At 68.4% G+C, this 16,427-nt stretch carries 14 protein-coding genes; 10 read left to right on the forward strand and 4 right to left on the reverse strand.

Features of this window, described 5'->3' with window-relative positions; all coding sequences use genetic code 11:
* Nucleotides 1–22: 22 nt before the first annotated feature.
* The 7 genes from sufC to GGQ80_RS06650 all read left to right on the forward strand — a co-directional run bounded on the left by sufC (nucleotide 23) and on the right by GGQ80_RS06650 (nucleotide 7,768).
* Nucleotides 23–766, forward strand: coding sequence for a Fe-S cluster assembly ATPase SufC (sufC, locus tag GGQ80_RS06620; RefSeq protein WP_183983366.1), 744 nt, complete (start codon nucleotides 23–25; stop codon nucleotides 764–766).
* A complete protein-coding gene (locus tag GGQ80_RS06625; RefSeq protein ID WP_183983112.1) occupies nucleotides 763–1,836 on the forward strand; it encodes a SufD family Fe-S cluster assembly protein in 1,074 nt (357 codons plus the stop codon). The genes sufC and GGQ80_RS06625 overlap by 4 nt, the downstream gene beginning before the upstream one ends.
* 115 nt (nucleotides 1,837–1,951) lie before the next feature.
* A complete protein-coding gene (locus GGQ80_RS06630) occupies nucleotides 1,952–3,166 on the forward strand; it encodes a cysteine desulfurase (protein WP_183983113.1) in 1,215 nt (404 codons plus the stop codon).
* The gene (locus tag GGQ80_RS06635; RefSeq protein ID WP_183983114.1) at nucleotides 3,163–3,618 is read left to right on the forward strand and encodes an SUF system Fe-S cluster assembly protein; all 456 of its coding nucleotides are present in this window, start codon (nucleotides 3,163–3,165) and stop codon (nucleotides 3,616–3,618) included. The genes GGQ80_RS06630 and GGQ80_RS06635 overlap by 4 nt, the downstream gene beginning before the upstream one ends.
* A gap of 117 nt (nucleotides 3,619–3,735) precedes the next feature.
* Nucleotides 3,736–4,092: a HesB/IscA family protein gene (locus GGQ80_RS06640; protein WP_183983115.1), complete on the forward strand. Its 357-nt coding sequence runs from the start codon at nucleotides 3,736–3,738 to the stop codon at nucleotides 4,090–4,092.
* 263 nt (nucleotides 4,093–4,355) lie between these two features.
* The gene (locus tag GGQ80_RS06645; protein ID WP_183983116.1) at nucleotides 4,356–6,377 is read left to right on the forward strand and encodes a M13 family metallopeptidase; all 2,022 of its coding nucleotides are present in this window, start codon (nucleotides 4,356–4,358) and stop codon (nucleotides 6,375–6,377) included.
* Nucleotides 6,377–7,768: an amino acid permease gene (locus GGQ80_RS06650; RefSeq protein WP_183983117.1), complete on the forward strand. Its 1,392-nt coding sequence runs from the start codon at nucleotides 6,377–6,379 to the stop codon at nucleotides 7,766–7,768. The genes GGQ80_RS06645 and GGQ80_RS06650 overlap by 1 nt, the downstream gene beginning before the upstream one ends.
* 124 nt (nucleotides 7,769–7,892) lie before the next feature.
* On the opposite strand, the gene GGQ80_RS06655 is transcribed toward GGQ80_RS06650, so the two are convergent.
* The 3 genes from GGQ80_RS06655 to acnA are packed head-to-tail and all read right to left on the reverse strand — an operon-like array spanning nucleotide 7,893 to nucleotide 11,513.
* The gene (locus GGQ80_RS06655; protein ID WP_183983118.1) at nucleotides 7,893–8,309 is read right to left on the reverse strand and encodes a DUF2147 domain-containing protein; all 417 of its coding nucleotides are present in this window, start codon (nucleotides 8,307–8,309) and stop codon (nucleotides 7,893–7,895) included.
* Between the two features lie 4 nt (nucleotides 8,310–8,313).
* Nucleotides 8,314–8,829, reverse strand: a complete 516-nt coding sequence (locus GGQ80_RS06660; protein WP_183983119.1) for an HIT family protein — start codon at nucleotides 8,827–8,829, stop codon at nucleotides 8,314–8,316.
* Nucleotides 8,829–11,513: an aconitate hydratase AcnA gene (gene acnA, locus GGQ80_RS06665; RefSeq protein ID WP_183983120.1), complete on the reverse strand. Its 2,685-nt coding sequence runs from the start codon at nucleotides 11,511–11,513 to the stop codon at nucleotides 8,829–8,831. The genes GGQ80_RS06660 and acnA overlap by 1 nt, the downstream gene beginning before the upstream one ends.
* A 160-nt stretch (nucleotides 11,514–11,673) precedes the next feature.
* On the opposite strand from acnA, the gene GGQ80_RS18605 reads away from it, so the two are divergent.
* Nucleotides 11,674–11,796, forward strand: a complete 123-nt coding sequence (locus tag GGQ80_RS18605) for a hypothetical protein (RefSeq protein WP_281375350.1) — start codon at nucleotides 11,674–11,676, stop codon at nucleotides 11,794–11,796.
* Nucleotides 11,797–12,425: 629 nt separating this feature from the next.
* Nucleotides 12,426–12,869: a hypothetical protein gene (locus GGQ80_RS06670; protein ID WP_183983121.1), complete on the forward strand. Its 444-nt coding sequence runs from the start codon at nucleotides 12,426–12,428 to the stop codon at nucleotides 12,867–12,869.
* A 4-nt stretch (nucleotides 12,870–12,873) separates the two neighbouring features.
* On the opposite strand, the gene GGQ80_RS06675 is transcribed toward GGQ80_RS06670, so the two are convergent.
* Complete coding sequence (locus tag GGQ80_RS06675) at nucleotides 12,874–13,056, reverse strand: hypothetical protein (protein ID WP_183983122.1); 183 nt, start codon at nucleotides 13,054–13,056, stop codon at nucleotides 12,874–12,876.
* A gap of 129 nt (nucleotides 13,057–13,185) precedes the next feature.
* Here GGQ80_RS06675 and GGQ80_RS06680 point away from each other — a divergent pair, with 129 nt between their 5' ends.
* Nucleotides 13,186–16,380, forward strand: coding sequence for a bifunctional cytochrome P450/NADPH--P450 reductase (locus GGQ80_RS06680; RefSeq protein ID WP_183983123.1), 3,195 nt, complete (start codon nucleotides 13,186–13,188; stop codon nucleotides 16,378–16,380).
* The last annotated feature ends 47 nt before the right edge of the window (nucleotides 16,381–16,427 follow it).

Raw genomic sequence — 16,427 nt, forward strand, 5'->3', positions numbered from 1 at the left:
GGAGGGGCTTAGAGGAAGAATGATGCTCAAGATTGACAACCTTCACGCCGAGATCGACGGCAAGGCGATCCTCAAGGGGCTTTCGCTCGAGGTAAACCCCGGCGAGATCCATGCGATCATGGGGCCGAACGGCGCGGGCAAGTCGACGCTCGGCTATGTGCTCGGCGGGCGTCCGGGCTACGAGGTGACTGCGGGTTCGGTGACGTTTGACGGGCAGGATCTGCTCGAGATGGCGGCGAACGAGCGTGCGGCCGCGGGGCTGTTCCTGGGCTTCCAGTATCCGGTCGAAATCCCCGGCGTGTCGAACGTCCAGTTCCTGCGCGAGGCGCTCAACGCGCAGCGCGCGACGCGCGACGAGAAGCCGCTGTCGGGTGGCGAATTCCTGAAGCTTGCCCGCGCCCAGGCCGCGGCGCTGGAGATGGATGCCGAGATGCTGAAGCGTCCCGTCAACGTCGGCTTCTCGGGCGGCGAGAAGAAGCGCAACGAGATGGTGCAGATGGGCGTCATCGATCCCAAGTTCGCGATCCTGGACGAGACCGACTCGGGCCTCGATATCGACGCGCTGCGGATCGTCGGCGACGGCATCAATCGGATCATGCGCAAGCCTGACAAGGCGGTGCTACTGATCACGCACTATCAGCGGCTGCTCGACTACGTGAAGCCCGACTTCGTCCATGTGCTGGCCGACGGCCGGATCACGCGCACCGGCGGCGCCGAGCTGGCGCACGAACTGGAGCGTGAGGGCTATACGCAGGTGGCGGCGTGAGCGTTCTCGACCTGCCGTCGAACCGCGCCGAGGCGTGGCGCTGGGCCGATCTGGGCGGCCTGGCCGCGGCGGCGGCGCTGGAACCGGTCGCGCGGGCGGATGCCGCGCCTTATTTTCTTGATTTGCCGGGCGCGCGGCTGCTGTTCGTCGACGGCGTGCTCGACGAGGGCGCGAGCGATCTCGGCTCGGTGACGCTCGCGCAGCTGGCAGCGGGGGACCATCCGCTCGGGCGCCGCGCGGGTGGGCTTGGCTGGTTGCTTCGGCTCGATGGGCAGGCGGTGACCGATCCGGTGCAGGTCGTCCATGTCGCGACGGGGCGGGAGAACCATCTCGCCGCCGAGATCGTGCTGGGTGAGGATGCGGCGGCGCAGGTCGTCGAGACCTATGTCGGTGCCGGCTGGTCGAACCGCGCGACGCGGGTCGAGCTGGCGCGATCGGCGCGGCTGATGCGCGCGGTGCGCTTCCTGCAGGGCGCCGGCTTCGTGTCGGTGCGGGACGAGGCAGCGGTCGGGCAGGGGGCGAGCCTGGTGACGACCTTCCTCGGCGCAGGGCATGCGGGATCGCGGATCGACGGGCAGATCGTGGTGGGTGAGGGCGGCTATGCCGAGGTCGGCGGCGCGCTGCTGACCGCGGGCGAGCAGAAGCAGGAATGCGCGGTGCGTGTCCGCCATGCCGAGCCCAATGGCCAGTCGCACCAGCTGTGGCGCGCGGTGGCGGCGGATCGATCGGTCGCGAGCCTGGCGGCGGCGGTCGAGGTGGCGCGGCATGCGCAGAAGACCGATGGCGAGCAGTCGCTTCGTGGCCTGCTGTTGCAGCGGACCGCGACGGTCAATCTGAAGCCCGAGCTGGAGATCTTCGCCGACGACGTGAAGTGCGCCCACGGTGCGACGGTCGGCGAGCTGGATGCGCGGGCGCTGTTCTACATGCAGAGCCGGGGCATTCCGAAGCCGCGTGCGCAGGCGATGCTGACGCGGGCGTTCGTCGCGGACTCGATCGAGCGGATCGGTAATGAGGCGGTGCGCGAAGCGTTTGCGGCGGATGCGGACGCGTGGCTGGAGGCGGTGTTGTGAGTGAGCCGACATGCCGTCATGCTCAACTTGTTGCAGCATCTCTTACCGCGAGCGTGCGCCTGGGGGAAAAGATCCTGAAACAAGTTCAGGATGACGTGGTTGTTGGGGCGGCGGCATGAGCACCGTCATCGCAGAGGCCCCCCTCGACGTCCTGGCCGATTTCCCCGCGATTCCCGCCGGCTGGGCCTATCTCGATACCGCCGCCACCTCGCAGAAGCCGCAGGCCGTGGTCGATGCGATCACGCGTGGCTATGGCGAGACCTATGCCACCGTCCACCGCGGGGTGTACCAGCGCTCGGCGGACATGACGCTTGCCTATGAGGCGGCGCGGCGGCGGGTCGCGGGGTTCATCGGTGCGGCGACGCCCGACGAGATCGTGTTCGTGCGCGGCGCGACCGAGGCGATCAACCTGGTCGCGGAATGCTGGGCCGCCCAGCAGCTGAAGCCGGGCGACCGGATCATGCTGTCGATGCTGGAGCATCACAGCAACATCGTGCCGTGGCAGATGGCGGCGGAGAAGTCGGGGGCGGCGATCGACGTCTGCCCGCTGACCAGCGACGGCCGGATCGATCTCGACGCGCTCGAAAGCCTGCTGACCGAGCGGCACAAGCTGGTCGCGCTGGCGCATGTGTCGAACGTGCTGGGATCGGTGCTCGACGCCAGCCGGGCGAGCGAGCTGGCGCATCGCGTCGGGGCCAAGATCCTGATCGACGGGTGCCAGGCGGTGCCGCGGCTGGCGGTCGACGTCGCCGCGATCGGTTGCGACTTCTACGTGTTCTCCGCGCACAAGCTGTACGGGCCGACGGGCATCGGCGTGTTGTGGGGGCGGGGCGACCTGCTCAGCCGGATGCCGCCGTACCAGGGCGGCGGCTCGATGATCGACAAGGTGTCGTTCGAACGCACCACCTATGCGCCGCCGCCGGGCCGGTTTGAGGCGGGAACGCCGCATATCGTTGGGGCGCTAGGGCTGCACGCGGCGATCGATTACGTCGAGGGGATCGGCCTCGACCGCATCCACGTGCATGAGGCGGCGCTGGTGCGCGATGCGCGCGAACGGCTGGGCGCGCTCAACAGCGTGCGGCTGCTGGGACCGGAGGATTCCGCCGGGATCGTCAGTTTCGTGGTCGAGGGGGTGCATCCGCACGACGTTGCCACCATCTTGGACGAAGGCCAGGTGGCGATCCGTGCGGGGCATCATTGCGCACAGCCGCTGATGGCGGCGCTGGGGGTCGAGGCCACGGCGCGGGCGAGTTTCGGCGTCTATAACGGCGCGGCGGATGTCGAGGCGCTGGTGAAGGGCATCGAGCGAGTAACGAGGATATTCGGATGAGCGGGTTCAAGGTGGAAGAGGTCGAGAGCGTCGCGACGCCGCCGCGCGCGCGCGTTGAGAGCGCCGGCGAGACGTCTGACCGCAAGCGCGACTATCTCGACGGGTTCCTGGCGCAGAAGCCGCGCGAGGAGTCGGCGAACGAGCCAGGCGGTGCGCTGTACGAAGCGGTGATCGACGCGCTCAAGGAAATCTACGACCCCGAGATCCCGGTGAACATCTACGAGCTGGGGCTGATCTATGGCGTCGAGGTGACCGACGACGGCCATGCCGCGGTGACGATGACGCTGACGACGCCGCATTGCCCGGTGGCGGAATCGATGCCGGCCGAGGTCGAGCTGCGGGTGTCGGCGGTACCGGGGATCGCGGTGGCGGACGTCAACCTGGTCTGGGATCCGCCCTGGGACCCGGCGAAGATGTCGGACGAGGCGCGGCTGGAACTTGGGATGCTGTAAATGTGAGCCCCTCCCCTTCAGGGGAGGGGTTGGGGTGGGGGACCCGGGCGATGTGCCGTGCGAGGCTCTGCCCCACCCCCATCCCCTCCCCTGAAGGGGAGGGGCGAGGAGAATATGATGACCGACGTGAAGACCCGCCAGCGCCCTGCCGCGCTTCACCTGACGCCGTCCGCCGAGGCGCGGATCGCCGACTTGATGTCGCGCGCGCCGGCCGACGCGCTGGGCGTGAAGCTGTCGACGCCGCGGCGGGGGTGCTCGGGGCTCGCCTATTCGGTCGATTACGTCACCGAGGCGAAGCCCTTCGACGAGAGGATCGAGACGGCCGGCGGCACGCTGTTCGTCGATGGTGGATCGATCCTGTACCTGATCGGATCGACGATGGACTGGGTCGAGGACGATTTCACCGCCGGGTTCGTATTCCAGAATCCCAACGCCAAGGGTGCGTGCGGATGTGGGGAGAGCTTCACGGTTTGAATCGCCTCAATTCCCCACACCGTTCGTGCTGAGGAGGCACTGAGCGAAGACGAAGTGCCGTCTCGAAGCACGGGTGGCTTGGCCTGTCCCCTTCGACTGCCTGCAAGGCAGGCGCTCAGGACAGGCTTCGAGACGAGCCTTCGCTTTCGCTCAGCCTCTCCTCTGGACGAACGGCAGTGAAACAGAACGACGGGGCGGCCATCTGGCGCCCCACTCCCCTCCCGTGTAACGCTGCGGCGAAACACAGGGAGAGACGTGTTTCCATGAAGCGAATCATTCTGCTCGGCCTGCTGATGGCAGGCACGGCGGTGGCGCAGACCAAGCCTGCGGGGGTCGAAACTCAGTGGATCGACCGGTCGACCAAGCCGGGTGACGATTTCGAGCAATATGCCAATGGCGCCTGGCGGGCGAAGACCGAGATCCCGGCGGATCGATCGTCGGTCGGTGCGTTCCTGACGCTGGGTCTGCTCGCCGAGAAGCGTAACGCGGAGATCGTGGCGTCGGCGGCGCAGGCGGGGCCGGACGGGCGCAAGATCGCGGATTATTATGCGGCGTACATGGACACGGCCGGGATCGAGCAGCGTGGTCTGGCGCCGCTCAAGGGCGAGCTTGCCGCGATCGATGCGCTGAAGGACAAGCGCGCGCTGTCGGCGATGCTGGGCGCGAACGTTCGCGCCGACCTGGACCCACTCAACGCCACCAATTTCTCGACGCCCAACATCGTCGGCCTGTTCGTCAGCCAGGCGTTCGACCGGCCGACTGAAACGGTGCCCTATGTGCTGCAGGGCGGGCTGGGGCTTGCCGATCGCGACTATTATCTCAGCGACAAGCCCGAGATGGCGGAGATCCGCCAGGCGTATCAGGCCTATATCGCCAAGGTGTTCACGCTTGCCGGGATGAGCGATCCCGCAGGCCGCGCCGCGCGGGTGATGGCGCTGGAGACGAAGATTGCGCGCGTCCACCTCGACATCGAGGCGAGCCAGGACGCGCACAAGGCGAACAACCCGTGGAAGCGCGCCGACTTCGCGGTCAAGGCGCCGGGCATCGACTGGGCGGCGTTCTGGCCGGCGGCGCGGTTGCCGCGGCAGCAGGACTTCATCGTCTGGCAGCCGACGGCGATCACCGGCATCTCGGCGCTGGTGGCGAGCGAGCCGCTGGCGAGCTGGCAGGACTGGCTGCGCTTTCATCGGATTTCTGATGTCGCGGCGGTACTGCCCAGGGCGTTCGACGATGCCAGTTTCGATTTCTATGGCAAGACGCTGACCGGCACGACGCAGTCGCGGCCGCGCGACAAGCGTGCGCTCGCCGCGACGAACGGCGCGCTCGGCGATGCGATCGGGCGGATCTACGTCCAGCGCTATTTCCCCGCCTCGTCGAAGGCGGACATCCAGGCGATGGTGAAGAACATCCTCGCCGCGTTCGACGCACGCGTCGCGGCGCTCGACTGGATGAAGCCGTCGACCAAGGCCGAGGCACGCCGCAAGATCGACGGCACGATCGTCGGCATCGGCTATCCCGAGCAATGGGCGGACTATGCGACGCTGGTGGTCAAGGCGGACGATCCGGTCGGCAACCTGCGCCGCGCGCAGATCGCGCGGACCGAGCGGCAGCTGGCGAAGATCGGCAAGCCGGTCGATCATCGCGAATGGTGGATGACGCCGCAGACGGTGAATGCGGTCAACCTGCCGCTGCAGAATGCGCTGAACTTCCCGGCGGCGATCCTGGAAGCGCCATTCTACGACCCGAAGCGCGATGCGGCGGCGAACTACGGCTCGATCGGTGCGATCATCGGGCATGAGATCAGCCACGGTTTCGACAATCTGGGCGCCGATTTCGATCACGAAGGCCGGCTGCGCAACTGGTGGACGCCCGAAGATCTGGCGCGGTTCGAAGCGCAGGGTGCGGCGCTGGCGGCGCAGTACGACGCCTATGAGCCGCTGCCCGGCCTCCACATCAAGGGTAAGCAGACGCTGGGCGAGAATATCGCCGACGTCGCCGGGCTGACTGCGGCGCTCGACGCCTATCACGCCTCGCTCGGCGGCAAGCCGGCGCCGGTGATCGACGGCATGACGGGCGACCAGCGGCTGTTCCTCGCCTTTGCGCAGAGCTGGGCGAGCAAGGTCCGTGACCGGGCGCTGCGGGCGCAGGTGGCGACCGATGCGCATGCGCCGGCCCGCTATCGCGCGCAGACGGTGCGCAACCTCGACGGCTGGTATGCGGCGTTCGGGGTGAAGCCGGGCGATGCGCTCTACCTGGCCCCCGACAAGCGTGTGAAGGTGTGGTGATGGATCTTCTTCGACGCAAGACTTCTACCGAACAGCCCGAGGGGCAGCAGCTGGCGCGAACGCTGACGTGGGTCCATCTGACCGCGCTGGGCGTCGGCGCGATCGTCGGCACCGGCATCCTGACGCTGATCGGCGTCGGCGCCGATCGCGCCGGGCCGGCGGTAATGCTGTCGTTCGTCGTCGCGGGCGCGATCTGTGCCTGCGCGGCGCTCTGCTATGCGGAGATGGCGACGCTGATCCCGGCGTCGGGGTCGGCCTATACCTATAGCTATGCGGTGCTGGGCGAGATCATCGCCTGGGTCGTCGGCTGGTCGCTGATCCTGGAATATTCGCTGGTGGTGTCGACCGTGGCGGTCGGCTGGTCAGGCTATGCGGTCGGTTTCCTGAAGGGGCTTGGCATCGTGGTGCCGCCGGCGCTGGCGAACGGGCCGTCGCTGGGCGGGGTCGTCAACTTGCCGGCGGTCGGAATCATCGCCGTCGTCGCCGGCCTGCTGATGCTGGGCACGCGCGAGAGTGCGCGGATCAATCTGGTGCTGGTCATCGTGAAGATGGTGACGCTGGCGCTGTTCGTTTTGATTGCCCTGCCGCATTTCGATTCGGCGAACCTGCACCCGTTCGCACCGTTCGGCTATGGCGGAACACCGGGGCCGGGCGGCGTGAAGTACGGCGTGATGGGCGCGGCGGCGATCATCTTCTTCGCCTTCTACGGCTTCGACGCGATCTCGACCGCGGCGGAGGAGGCGAAGGACCCGAAGCGCGACCTGGCGATCGGAATCGTCGGATCGATGGTGTTGTGCACCATCATCTACATGCTCGTGGCGGCGGCGGCGGTGGGGGCGGTGTCGTTCAGCCGCTTCGGCAACAGCCCCGAGCCGCTGGCGCTGATCCTGCGCGAGCTGGGTAGTCCCGGCGTCGCCACCGTGATCGCGGCGGCGGCGGCGATCGCGCTGCCGACGGTGCTGCTGGCTATGCTCTATGGCCAGACCCGCATCTTCCTCGTCATGGCGCGCGACGGCTTCCTGCCCCAGCGGCTGGCGGCGGTGTCGGCACGGGGCACGCCGGTGCGGATCACCGGCGTGACCGCGGTGTTCGTCGCGATCATCGCCGGCGTCATGCCGCTCGACGTGATCGCGAGCCTAGCCAACGCGGGCACGCTGGTGGCGTTCGTCGCGGTGGCGGCGTGCGTCCTGGTGTCGCGGCGGCGTGATCCGCATGTGGAGCGCCCGTTCCGGGTGCCGCTGGCGAATGTGGTGGCGCCGCTGGCGATCATCGGGTGCTGCTATCTGTTCAACAGCCTGCAGCGGGTGACGCACGAATATTTCCTGCTGTGGAACGTAGCGGGACTGGTGCTGTACTTCGCCTATGCCCGGCGGCGGGCAGTGCTGGGGTAAATGTGCTCTAGCCCCTCCCCTTCAGGGGAGGGGTTGGGGGTGGGGTGTGTCTCCCCGAGACGAGCGCAGGCTGAAAGGCCCCACCCCAACCCCTCCCCTGAAAGGGAGGGGCTTTGGATGCGCTTTACCGCGCCGCGGCCCACTCCTGGGTGCGGCAGAACGGGCCGATGCAGCCGCGGACCTTGAGCGTCTCACCGTCGCGGATGAGCTCCGACCGATAGGTCTTGCCACTTTGCGGGTCGTAGATGCGGCCGCGCCAGCGATCGTCGTCGGGGGTGAAGCCGGTCAGGAAGACCATGCCGACGATCGGCCGGGTGCGCAGCGCCGCGTTGGGATTGAGCACGTCGGTGGTCGGCTTGCTGGGGTCGACCTTCAGGATGCGGACGATGCGGCCGCAGATCTGTTGGCCGCAGGGGCCGACCTCGACCAGCGCCTTGCCCTCTTCGGTGATCCAGCGCCCGCTGACGGGGGTCGGGGAGGCGGCGGCGTCGGCCGCGACGGCGGGCAGGAAGAGGGCGGCGGCAAGCAGGGCGGTACGCATTACATCAATCCTTAGGCCAGGCGGCACGCAAGCGTGCGGCCATCGCATCGAGTTCCGCCCGTGTGTTGTGCTCTGCGTCCGGGCGCAAGACCTTGTCGGGTCCGACGAAGGGGATCACGTGGAAATGCGGGTGGAACACCGCCTGGGCGGCGTCGCTGCCGTTATTCTGGCGGACCTGGAAGCCGGTCGCGCCCAGCGCCGCCATCTGGGCGCGCCCCGCCTTCTGCACGGCGATCATGCAGGCGGTGAGTTCGGCGGGCGTCAGGTCGAGCAGGGTGCGAGCGCCGAGCCGCCTGGGAATGACGATGACATGGCCCGGTTTCGCCATCGTCAGCGGCATTAGGACGAGGACGGTCGCGTCCTCGTAGACCATCGACGCCGGCGCTTCGCCGCGGATGATCCGGGCGAAGGGATTTTGCGGGTCGTAGACGCCGGTCAGACCGCGCGCGGGGCTCGCCGGCTGCTGCGCCGCCGCGACGGGCGCCGCGAGCAGCAGGGCGAGCCCCGTGACGGATCGCATTACGCCGCCAGCTTGCGCAGGACGTAGGGCAGGATGCCGCCGTTGAGGAAGTAATCCAGCTCGTTGACGGTATCGATCCGGCAGCGGGTCTTGAACGTCTCGGTGCTGCCGTCGGCGCGGGTCAGCGTGACTTCCACCTCCTGGCGCGGGCGCAGGCCGGCGACATTGTGGATCGTGTAGGTCTCGTCGCCGGTCAGGTTGAGCGACTTGCGATCGATTCCCTCGGCGAACTGGAGCGGCAGCACGCCCATGCCGACGAGGTTCGAGCGGTGGATGCGCTCGAAGCTCTCGGCGATGACGGCGCGGACGCCGAGCAGGTTGGTACCCTTCGCCGCCCAGTCGCGCGACGAGCCGGTGCCATATTCCTTGCCCGCGACGACGACGAGCGGAGTGCCGTCGGCCTTGTGACGCATCGCGGCGTCATAGATCGCCATCACCTCGCCCTCGTAGCGGGTCATGCCGCCCTCGACGCCCGGGACCATCTCGTTCTTGATGCGGATGTTGGCGAAGGTGCCGCGCATCATGACCTCGTGGTTGCCGCGGCGCGCGCCATAGCTGTTGAAGTCGGCGCGGCTGACCTGATGCTCCTGCAGGTAGCGGCCGGCGGGGCTGTCCGCCTTGATGCTGCCCGCGGGGCTGATGTGGTCGGTGGTGATCGAGTCGCCCAGGATCGCGAGCGGCTTCGCCTCGATGATGTCGGTGACCGGCTTCGGCGTCATCGACAGGCCCTCGAAATACGGCGGGTTGGCGACGTAGGTCGAGCCGGCGCGCCACTGGTAGGTGCCCGAACCGGTGACGTCGATGCCCGACCATTTGGCGTCGCCCTGATAGACGTTGCCGTAGCGGGTGCGGAACATGTGGTCGTCGATGTTGGCGTCCATCACCGAGCGGACCTCGTCGTTCGAGGGCCAGATGTCCTTGAGGTAGACGTCCTGGCCGTCCGAACCCTGGCCGATCGGCGTCTCGTTCATGTCGGTCGTCACCGTGCCCTTCAGCGCATAGGCGACGACGAGCGGCGGCGAGGCGAGGAAGTTGGCGCGCACGTCGGGCGACACGCGGCCTTCGAAGTTGCGGTTGCCCGACAGGACCGAGGCGGCGACGAGGTCGTTCTCGTTGATCGCCTGGCTGATCGGACCGGGCAGCGGGCCCGAGTTGCCGATGCAGGTGGTGCAGCCGTAGCCGACGAGGTTGAAGCCCATCGCGTCGAGGTCGGCGGTCAGGCCGGCCTTGTCGAGATAGTCGGTCACGACCTGCGAGCCGGGGGCGAGCGAGGTCTTCACCCAGGGCTTGGGCTTCAGGCCCTTCTCGCGCGCCTTGCGGGCGACGAGGCCCGCGGCGACGAGCACCGACGGGTTGGAGGTGTTGGTGCAGCTGGTGATCGCCGCGATCACGACGTCGCCGTCGCCGATGTCATGGCCGCGCTCGGCGACCTCGACGCGCTGGGCGCGATCCTTGTGGTAGAGCTTGGCGAGGTCGCCGTTGAACACCTCGTCCACCTTGCCGAGCGACACCTTGTCCTGCGGGCGCTTGGGGCCAGCGAGCGAGGGGACGACGGTCGACATGTCGAGTTCGAGCGTGTCGGTGAAGACGGGATCGGGGCTGTCGGCGTGGCGCCAGAAGCCGTTTTCCTTGGCATAGGCCTCGACCAGCGCGATCGATTCCTCCGAACGCGCGGTGAGGCGCATGTAATCCATCGTGCGCTCGTCGATCGGGAAGAAGCCGCAGGTCGCGCCATATTCGGGCGCCATGTTGGCGATGGTCGCGCGATCGGCGAGCGTCATCGCGGCGAGGCCCGGGCCGTAGAATTCGACGAAGCGGCCGACGACGCCCTTGGCGCGCAGCATCTGGGTGACCGTCAGGACGAGATCGGTGGCGGTGATGCCTTCCTGCAGCTCGCCGGTCAGCTTGAAGCCGACGACCTCGGGAATCAGCATCGACACGGGCTGGCCGAGCATCGCCGCCTCGGCCTCGATCCCGCCGACGCCCCAGCCCAGCACGCCCAGGCCGTTGATCATCGTGGTGTGGCTGTCGGTGCCGACGAGCGTGTCGGGATAGGCGACCGGCTTGCCGTCGCCATGCTCGCCGCTGGCGTTCGAGGCCCAGACGGCCTGGCCGATATATTCCAGGTTCACCTGGTGGCAGATGCCGGTGCCCGGCGGCACGACCTGGAAATTGTCGAGCGCCTTCGACCCCCACTTCAGGAACTCGTAGCGTTCCATGTTGCGCTGGTACTCGAGGTCGACGTTCTCCTCGAACGCCTTGGGCGTGCCGAATTCGTCGACCATCACCGAGTGGTCGATGACGAGGTGGACGGGAACCTGCGGATTGATCTTCTCGGGATTGGCGCCGAGGCTGGTCATCGCGTCGCGCATCGCGGCGAGGTCGACGACGCAGGGAACGCCGGTGAAGTCCTGCATCAGCACGCGCGCGGGGCGATACTGGATCTCACGCTCGCTACGCCGCTCCTGCTGCCAGTCGACGATCGCCTTCACATCGTCGGGGGTGACGGTGACGCCGTCCTCGAAGCGGAGCATGTTCTCGAGCAGCACCTTCATCGAGAAGGGCAGGCGGCTGATGTCGCCGAATTGCTCGGCCGCCTTGGCCAGGCTGAAATAGGTATATTCCTTGCCGCCCACCGAAAGCGTGGAGCGGGTCTTCAGCGTGTCCTGGCCGATCGCGGTCATGAGGCGTGTGGTCCTTGCCTGTTGACGCCCGGCGCACGCGGGGAGGCGGCAGGTGCCGCGCGGGCGCGCCAGGCAGAGTGGTCGCGAGCGGCCTTAGCAAGAGGTAGGCGCAGGGGAAAGGGCATCGCGGCCGCAATCGCGCACGACGAGCGCTCCCGCTTTGTTCCATCGGCTGATGCCCCTGCCCGATGCCGCCGAAGCGGACCGGATCGCGCTGGCCCAACGCCATGCCGGGCGCCACTGTCGCGGCGCGGTCGATGATGACATCTGTCACCAGCTCTAGGGCGAAACCCGAGCCACGTCAGTGACTTGGCGCTGACCCGACAAAATAGGGGGTGATTCAGCACGGCTAGCGGACGGCGGCGTCGCCCCGGCAGGGATGACGGCGCTGGCAGGTGCTTTCGCGCCTGTGTCCCGGGCGCAGCGGCGGCGGCTTGACGCTGCACGCCGCCTGCCCGGGGCGGACAGCCGTCAGCGTCATTGCGGCGAGGGAGGGATCGTTGCGGTCGAGGGTGTCGAGCCGGGTTTTCAACGCGCGGTGCGGGGTATCGCACCGCCGCGTGCGGCGGGATCAGAACAGGGGCGCAGGCGCCGGCACGGCGCCGCCCCGCCGGGTCGCCTGAAAAGGCGGCGAGGGCGGCGTCGTCTCGCCACATAGGGGTATCGCGTGCTGCTGACCGTCGTTTTCGGCTCCATGAGGAAGGCGGGCGGTGGTTGCGCGTTGTGGCGGGGCGGCGCTCCCGAGCATCGGACGACAAGACTGGCGACGCCGCGGCGGCGCCGGATGGCGAACGGATTGATAACTTATCCCACGATAACATCATGGGCGACGGCTACGGCGTGCGGGGGCATGGCTGACCGTCGCTTCGAACGCGATCGAACGGGATCGCCGTTGCATCCGGACTTTCGATCATGACCGCCGACATACAACTTCTGCGCTGGCCCGATCGCGACCGAGCCGACTTCGCGCGGCTGGCCGACGCCCTCGGCCGGGTCCGTGCGATCGCGGCGACGCGGGGCGAGTTCACGCTCCCGGCGGGGCCGGCGAAGGTCAGCGATCACGAGCGTGCGCAGCTGCTGCGCCGCCATCGCGCGACACGGCGCGCGGCGGCGGGCGCCAACGCCGACCTGTTCGCCGATCCGGCGTGGGATATGCTGCTGGCGCTCTATGTCGCGGCGGGTGAGGGGCGGACGCTGACGCGCAGCGAGGCGGTGGCGGAAGCGGGCGTGACGGCGGCGGCGGGGGAGCGCTGGATCGACGTGCTGGTCGGCCGCGGCCTGATCGAGGACGGTAGCCGGCCGACGCTGACCGAAGCGGCGGCGGCGCTGGTCGCGGCGAGCCTGAGCGACTTCTGACCAGTCAGCGCGGCGTTGCGATGGAAAGCCGCATCATCTCAATGCCCTGGCAAATATGATTGCCGGCGACCGGTTCGCCGAGATCGTCGGCCAGGCGCACCAGTTCCTCGCCCAGCGCGATGGCGCGATGGAGCAGCTCGCGGCGGATATCCTCGGCCGACAGGGGGGCGTCGCTGTGCGGAGCCATGGCGGTGCGCTTAGCAAAGCCGCCCGGCTTGGCAATCGGGCGGATCGCCCTTCTGATCCGTTATGGTACAAGGTAGCGCGGCCAGGCACTTCCATGGCACGCTGCGTGTAAACGAGGCGAGGGATCGGAATGACGAGCGTGCCGAAGACGGTGAGCGTGCCACTCGCGGCGGGGGCCCTGCCGGTGATCGGCCATCTCCACCAGATCGCGCGCACCGGGCTGGTCGGGCAGCTGCTCGAGGTATCGCGGCGGTCGCCCGAGGGGATCTTCAAGCTGCGCTTCGGCAGCCGCGTGTCGCTGTTCGTGACCGATCCCGATCTGGTCGCCGAGCTGTGCGACGAGACGCGGTTCCGCAAGATGCCGGGGCCGGGGCTGCGGGTGGTGCGCAAGTTCGCCGGCGACGGGCTGTTCACCGCGTTCGGCGACGAACCCAACTGGGGCAAGGCGCACCGCATCCTGCTGCCCGCGTTCAGCCAGCGCGCGATGCGCGGCTATTTCGAGATGATCGTCGAGGTGTGCGACCAGCTGGTCGCCAAATGGTCGCGCAAGAGCGGCACCGACGTGCTGGTCGCCGACGACATGACCCGGCTGACGCTCGATTCGATCGCGATCGCCGGTTTCGGCCACCGCTTCGACAGTTTCGAGCGCGAGGAACTCGACAGCTTCCTCCAGGCGCTCGGCCGCGCGCTGGGCGAGGCGCTGTCGACGATCACCCGGCTGCCCGTGCAGAACCGCTTCGCGACCAAGGCGAAGGCGCAGTATGAGGCGGACATCGCCGAGATGAACGCGCTGGTCGACGGCATCATCGCCGACCGCCGGGTGAACCCGACCGACGGGCGCGACCTGCTCAACCTGATGCTGACCGCCGCCGATCCCGAGACGGGCGAGCGGCTCGACGACGTCAACATCCGCTATCAGGTGCTGACCTTCCTGATCGCGGGGCATGAGACGACCAGCGGGATGCTGACCTTCGCCTTCGCTTATCTGCTGCGCAATCCCGCGGTGCTGGCGCAAGCTTACGCCGAGGTCGATCGCGTCCTGCCCGGCGACACCCGCCCCGACTTCGCGCATGTCGCGCGGCTCGAGGTGTGCGAACGGGTGCTGAAGGAAGCGCTGCGGCTGTGGCCGACCGCGCCCGCGTTCAGCCTGGCACCGTTCGAGGACGAGGTGATCGGCGGCCGGTGGCTGATGAAGAAGGACCGGCCGATCAACGTCTTCACGCCGGGTCTTCATCGCAGCTCGAAGGCATGGGACGACCCCGAGGAGTTCGACATCGACCGCTGGCTGCCCGATGCTGAAGCCGCGCGGTATCCCCATGCCTACAAGCCGTTCGGCAACGGCGAGCGCGCCTGCATCGGGCGGCAGTTCGCGATGGTCGAGGCGAAGATCGCGCTGGCGATGATGCTACGCGCCTTTGCCATCAGCGATCCCCATGCCTATCGGCTGCGGATCAAGGAGACGCTGTCGATCAAGCCCGACGAATTCTACATGCGCGTCCGCCTGCGCCAGCCGCACGAGCGGCTTTTGGTGAGCGAGGCGCCGGTGGTCGAGGACGCGGTAACGGTCGGACCGGTGGCCGGGGCGGGGCAGCGGTTCTCGGTGCTGTACGGCTCGTCGCTCGGCACGGCGCGTGACATCGCCGAGGAGATCGCCGAGCGAGCGCGGCTCGACGGGTTCGACGTCGCGGTACGATCGATGGACGAAAGCCTGCGTGCCGGCAGCATGCCCGAGGACCGGGTGATCGTGATCGTCACCGCGACCTACAATGGCCGCGCCCCCGACAGCGCGGTGGCCGTGGAGCAGGCGCTCGACGATGGCGCGTTCGAGGGCGTCGACTGGAGCGGCGCGCGGTTTGCGGTGCTGGGCATCGGCAATTCGCAATGGCCCAACTTCCAGGCGTTTCCGCGCCGCGTCGATGCCGCGATCGAGGCGACCGGCGCGACGCGGCTGATGCCGCGTGCCGAGGCCGATGGTCAGGGCGACTTCGACGGCGCTGTCGCCGGATTCGTCCGCGACCTCTGGCGCGCGCTCGGTAGCGAGTCGGCGCCGAGCGAGACGGCGTCGTCGCTGGCGGTGACGATGATCGATACGGGCGAGGCGCGGCAGCGGGTGCTGCCCGATCACGCCCAGCCACTCGAGATCGTCGCCAATGACGAGCTGGTCAGGCCCGCCGACGGACTGTGGGACTTCACCGTCGAGCCGCCCCGGCCGTCGACGCGGCTGATCCGGGTGCGGCTGCCGGCGGGGCAGCAGTATCATACCGGCGACCATATCGCGGTCTATGCGCGCAACCGGCCCGAACAGGTCGAGCGCGCGCTGGCGCGGCTCGGGATCGACGGCGCGGCACAGGTGCGGCTCGACGGACAGGGCGGGCGATTCCGGCACCTGCCGCTCGGCCAGACGATGACGGTCGCGCAGCTGCTGGGCGATTTCGTCGAGCTGTCCGACCCAGCGCCGCGGCGGGCGCTAACGGTGCTGGCGACGTCCACCGCTTGCCCGCACACGCGCGGGCGGCTCGAGGCGCTGGAGGCGGACTATGACGCCGCCGTCGCCGACAAGCGGCTGACGCTGCTCGACCTGCTCGATGCGCATCCGGCGGTCGAGCCGACGCTCGAGCAATTGCTCGACCTGTCGGCGGCGATTGCGCCGCGCTTCTATTCGATCGCCTCGTCGCCGCTCGTCAGCCCCGACGTTGCCGACCTGATCGTCGGCACGATGGCGGCGCCGGCGTGGTCGGGGCTCGGCGAGCACCGTGGCTTCGCTTCGAGCCACATGCAGGGACTTGGCGCGGGCGACCGGGTCTTCGGCTATGTCCGCCGGCCCAACCCGCCCTTCGCCCCGCCCGCCGATCCGAGCGTGCCGATGGTGCTGATCGGCCCCGGCACCGGTTTTGCGCCGCTGCGCGGCTTCCTGCAGGAACGCAGCGCGCAGCGGGCGGCGGGCGAGGCGGTGGGACGCAGCCTGTTGTTCTTCGGCTGTCGCCACCCCGACCACGATTGGTTCTGCCGCGACAAGATGGAGCGGTGGCAGGCGGACGGCGTCGTCGAGCTGTTCACCGCCTTTTCCGCGGTGCCGAGCCACCCGTGGCGCTTCGTCCAGGACGCGCTGTGGGCCGAGCAGACGCGGGTCTGGGCGGCGATCGCAGCGGGGGCCAGCGTCTATCTGTGCGGCGACGGCCGTTTCATGGCGCCGGCCGTTCGCGACACGCTGATCCGAATCGAGATGCAGCAGCGCGGCAACGAGCATGCGCAAGGGTCGGCGTGGCTCGAGGACATGATGTCGACCGGCCGCTTCCACCAGGACGTGTTCGGTTTCGGCAAGTGATCGCGTGACTTGCGCTGCACCGGACGCGGGTGCAGCATCGATCAAGG

The sequence above is a fragment of the Sphingomonas jinjuensis genome, assembly GCF_014197105.1.
GTDB classification, from domain to species: domain Bacteria; phylum Pseudomonadota; class Alphaproteobacteria; order Sphingomonadales; family Sphingomonadaceae; genus Sphingomonas; species Sphingomonas jinjuensis.

What these genes read in the sequence shown, in the direction of transcription:
- GGQ80_RS06680 (WP_183983123.1), top strand. Translation starts at nt 13,186, where the DNA reads ATGACGAGCGTGCCGAAGACGGTGAGCGTGCCACTCGCGGCGGGGGCC.
- GGQ80_RS06660 (WP_183983119.1), bottom strand. Translation starts at nt 8,829, where the DNA reads ATGCGATCCGTCACGGGGCTCGCCCTGCTGCTCGCGGCGCCCGTCGCG.
- GGQ80_RS06650 (WP_183983117.1), top strand. Translation starts at nt 6,377, where the DNA reads ATGGATCTTCTTCGACGCAAGACTTCTACCGAACAGCCCGAGGGGCAG.
- GGQ80_RS06635 (WP_183983114.1), top strand. Translation starts at nt 3,163, where the DNA reads ATGAGCGGGTTCAAGGTGGAAGAGGTCGAGAGCGTCGCGACGCCGCCG.
- GGQ80_RS06675 (WP_183983122.1), bottom strand. Translation starts at nt 13,056, where the DNA reads ATGGCTCCGCACAGCGACGCCCCCCTGTCGGCCGAGGATATCCGCCGC.
- GGQ80_RS06655 (WP_183983118.1), bottom strand. Translation starts at nt 8,309, where the DNA reads ATGCGTACCGCCCTGCTTGCCGCCGCCCTCTTCCTGCCCGCCGTCGCG.
- sufC (WP_183983366.1), top strand. Translation starts at nt 23, where the DNA reads ATGCTCAAGATTGACAACCTTCACGCCGAGATCGACGGCAAGGCGATC.
- GGQ80_RS06640 (WP_183983115.1), top strand. Translation starts at nt 3,736, where the DNA reads ATGACCGACGTGAAGACCCGCCAGCGCCCTGCCGCGCTTCACCTGACG.
- GGQ80_RS06645 (WP_183983116.1), top strand. Translation starts at nt 4,356, where the DNA reads ATGAAGCGAATCATTCTGCTCGGCCTGCTGATGGCAGGCACGGCGGTG.
- acnA (WP_183983120.1), bottom strand. Translation starts at nt 11,513, where the DNA reads ATGACCGCGATCGGCCAGGACACGCTGAAGACCCGCTCCACGCTTTCG.
- GGQ80_RS06630 (WP_183983113.1), top strand. Translation starts at nt 1,952, where the DNA reads ATGAGCACCGTCATCGCAGAGGCCCCCCTCGACGTCCTGGCCGATTTC.
- GGQ80_RS06670 (WP_183983121.1), top strand. Translation starts at nt 12,426, where the DNA reads ATGACCGCCGACATACAACTTCTGCGCTGGCCCGATCGCGACCGAGCC.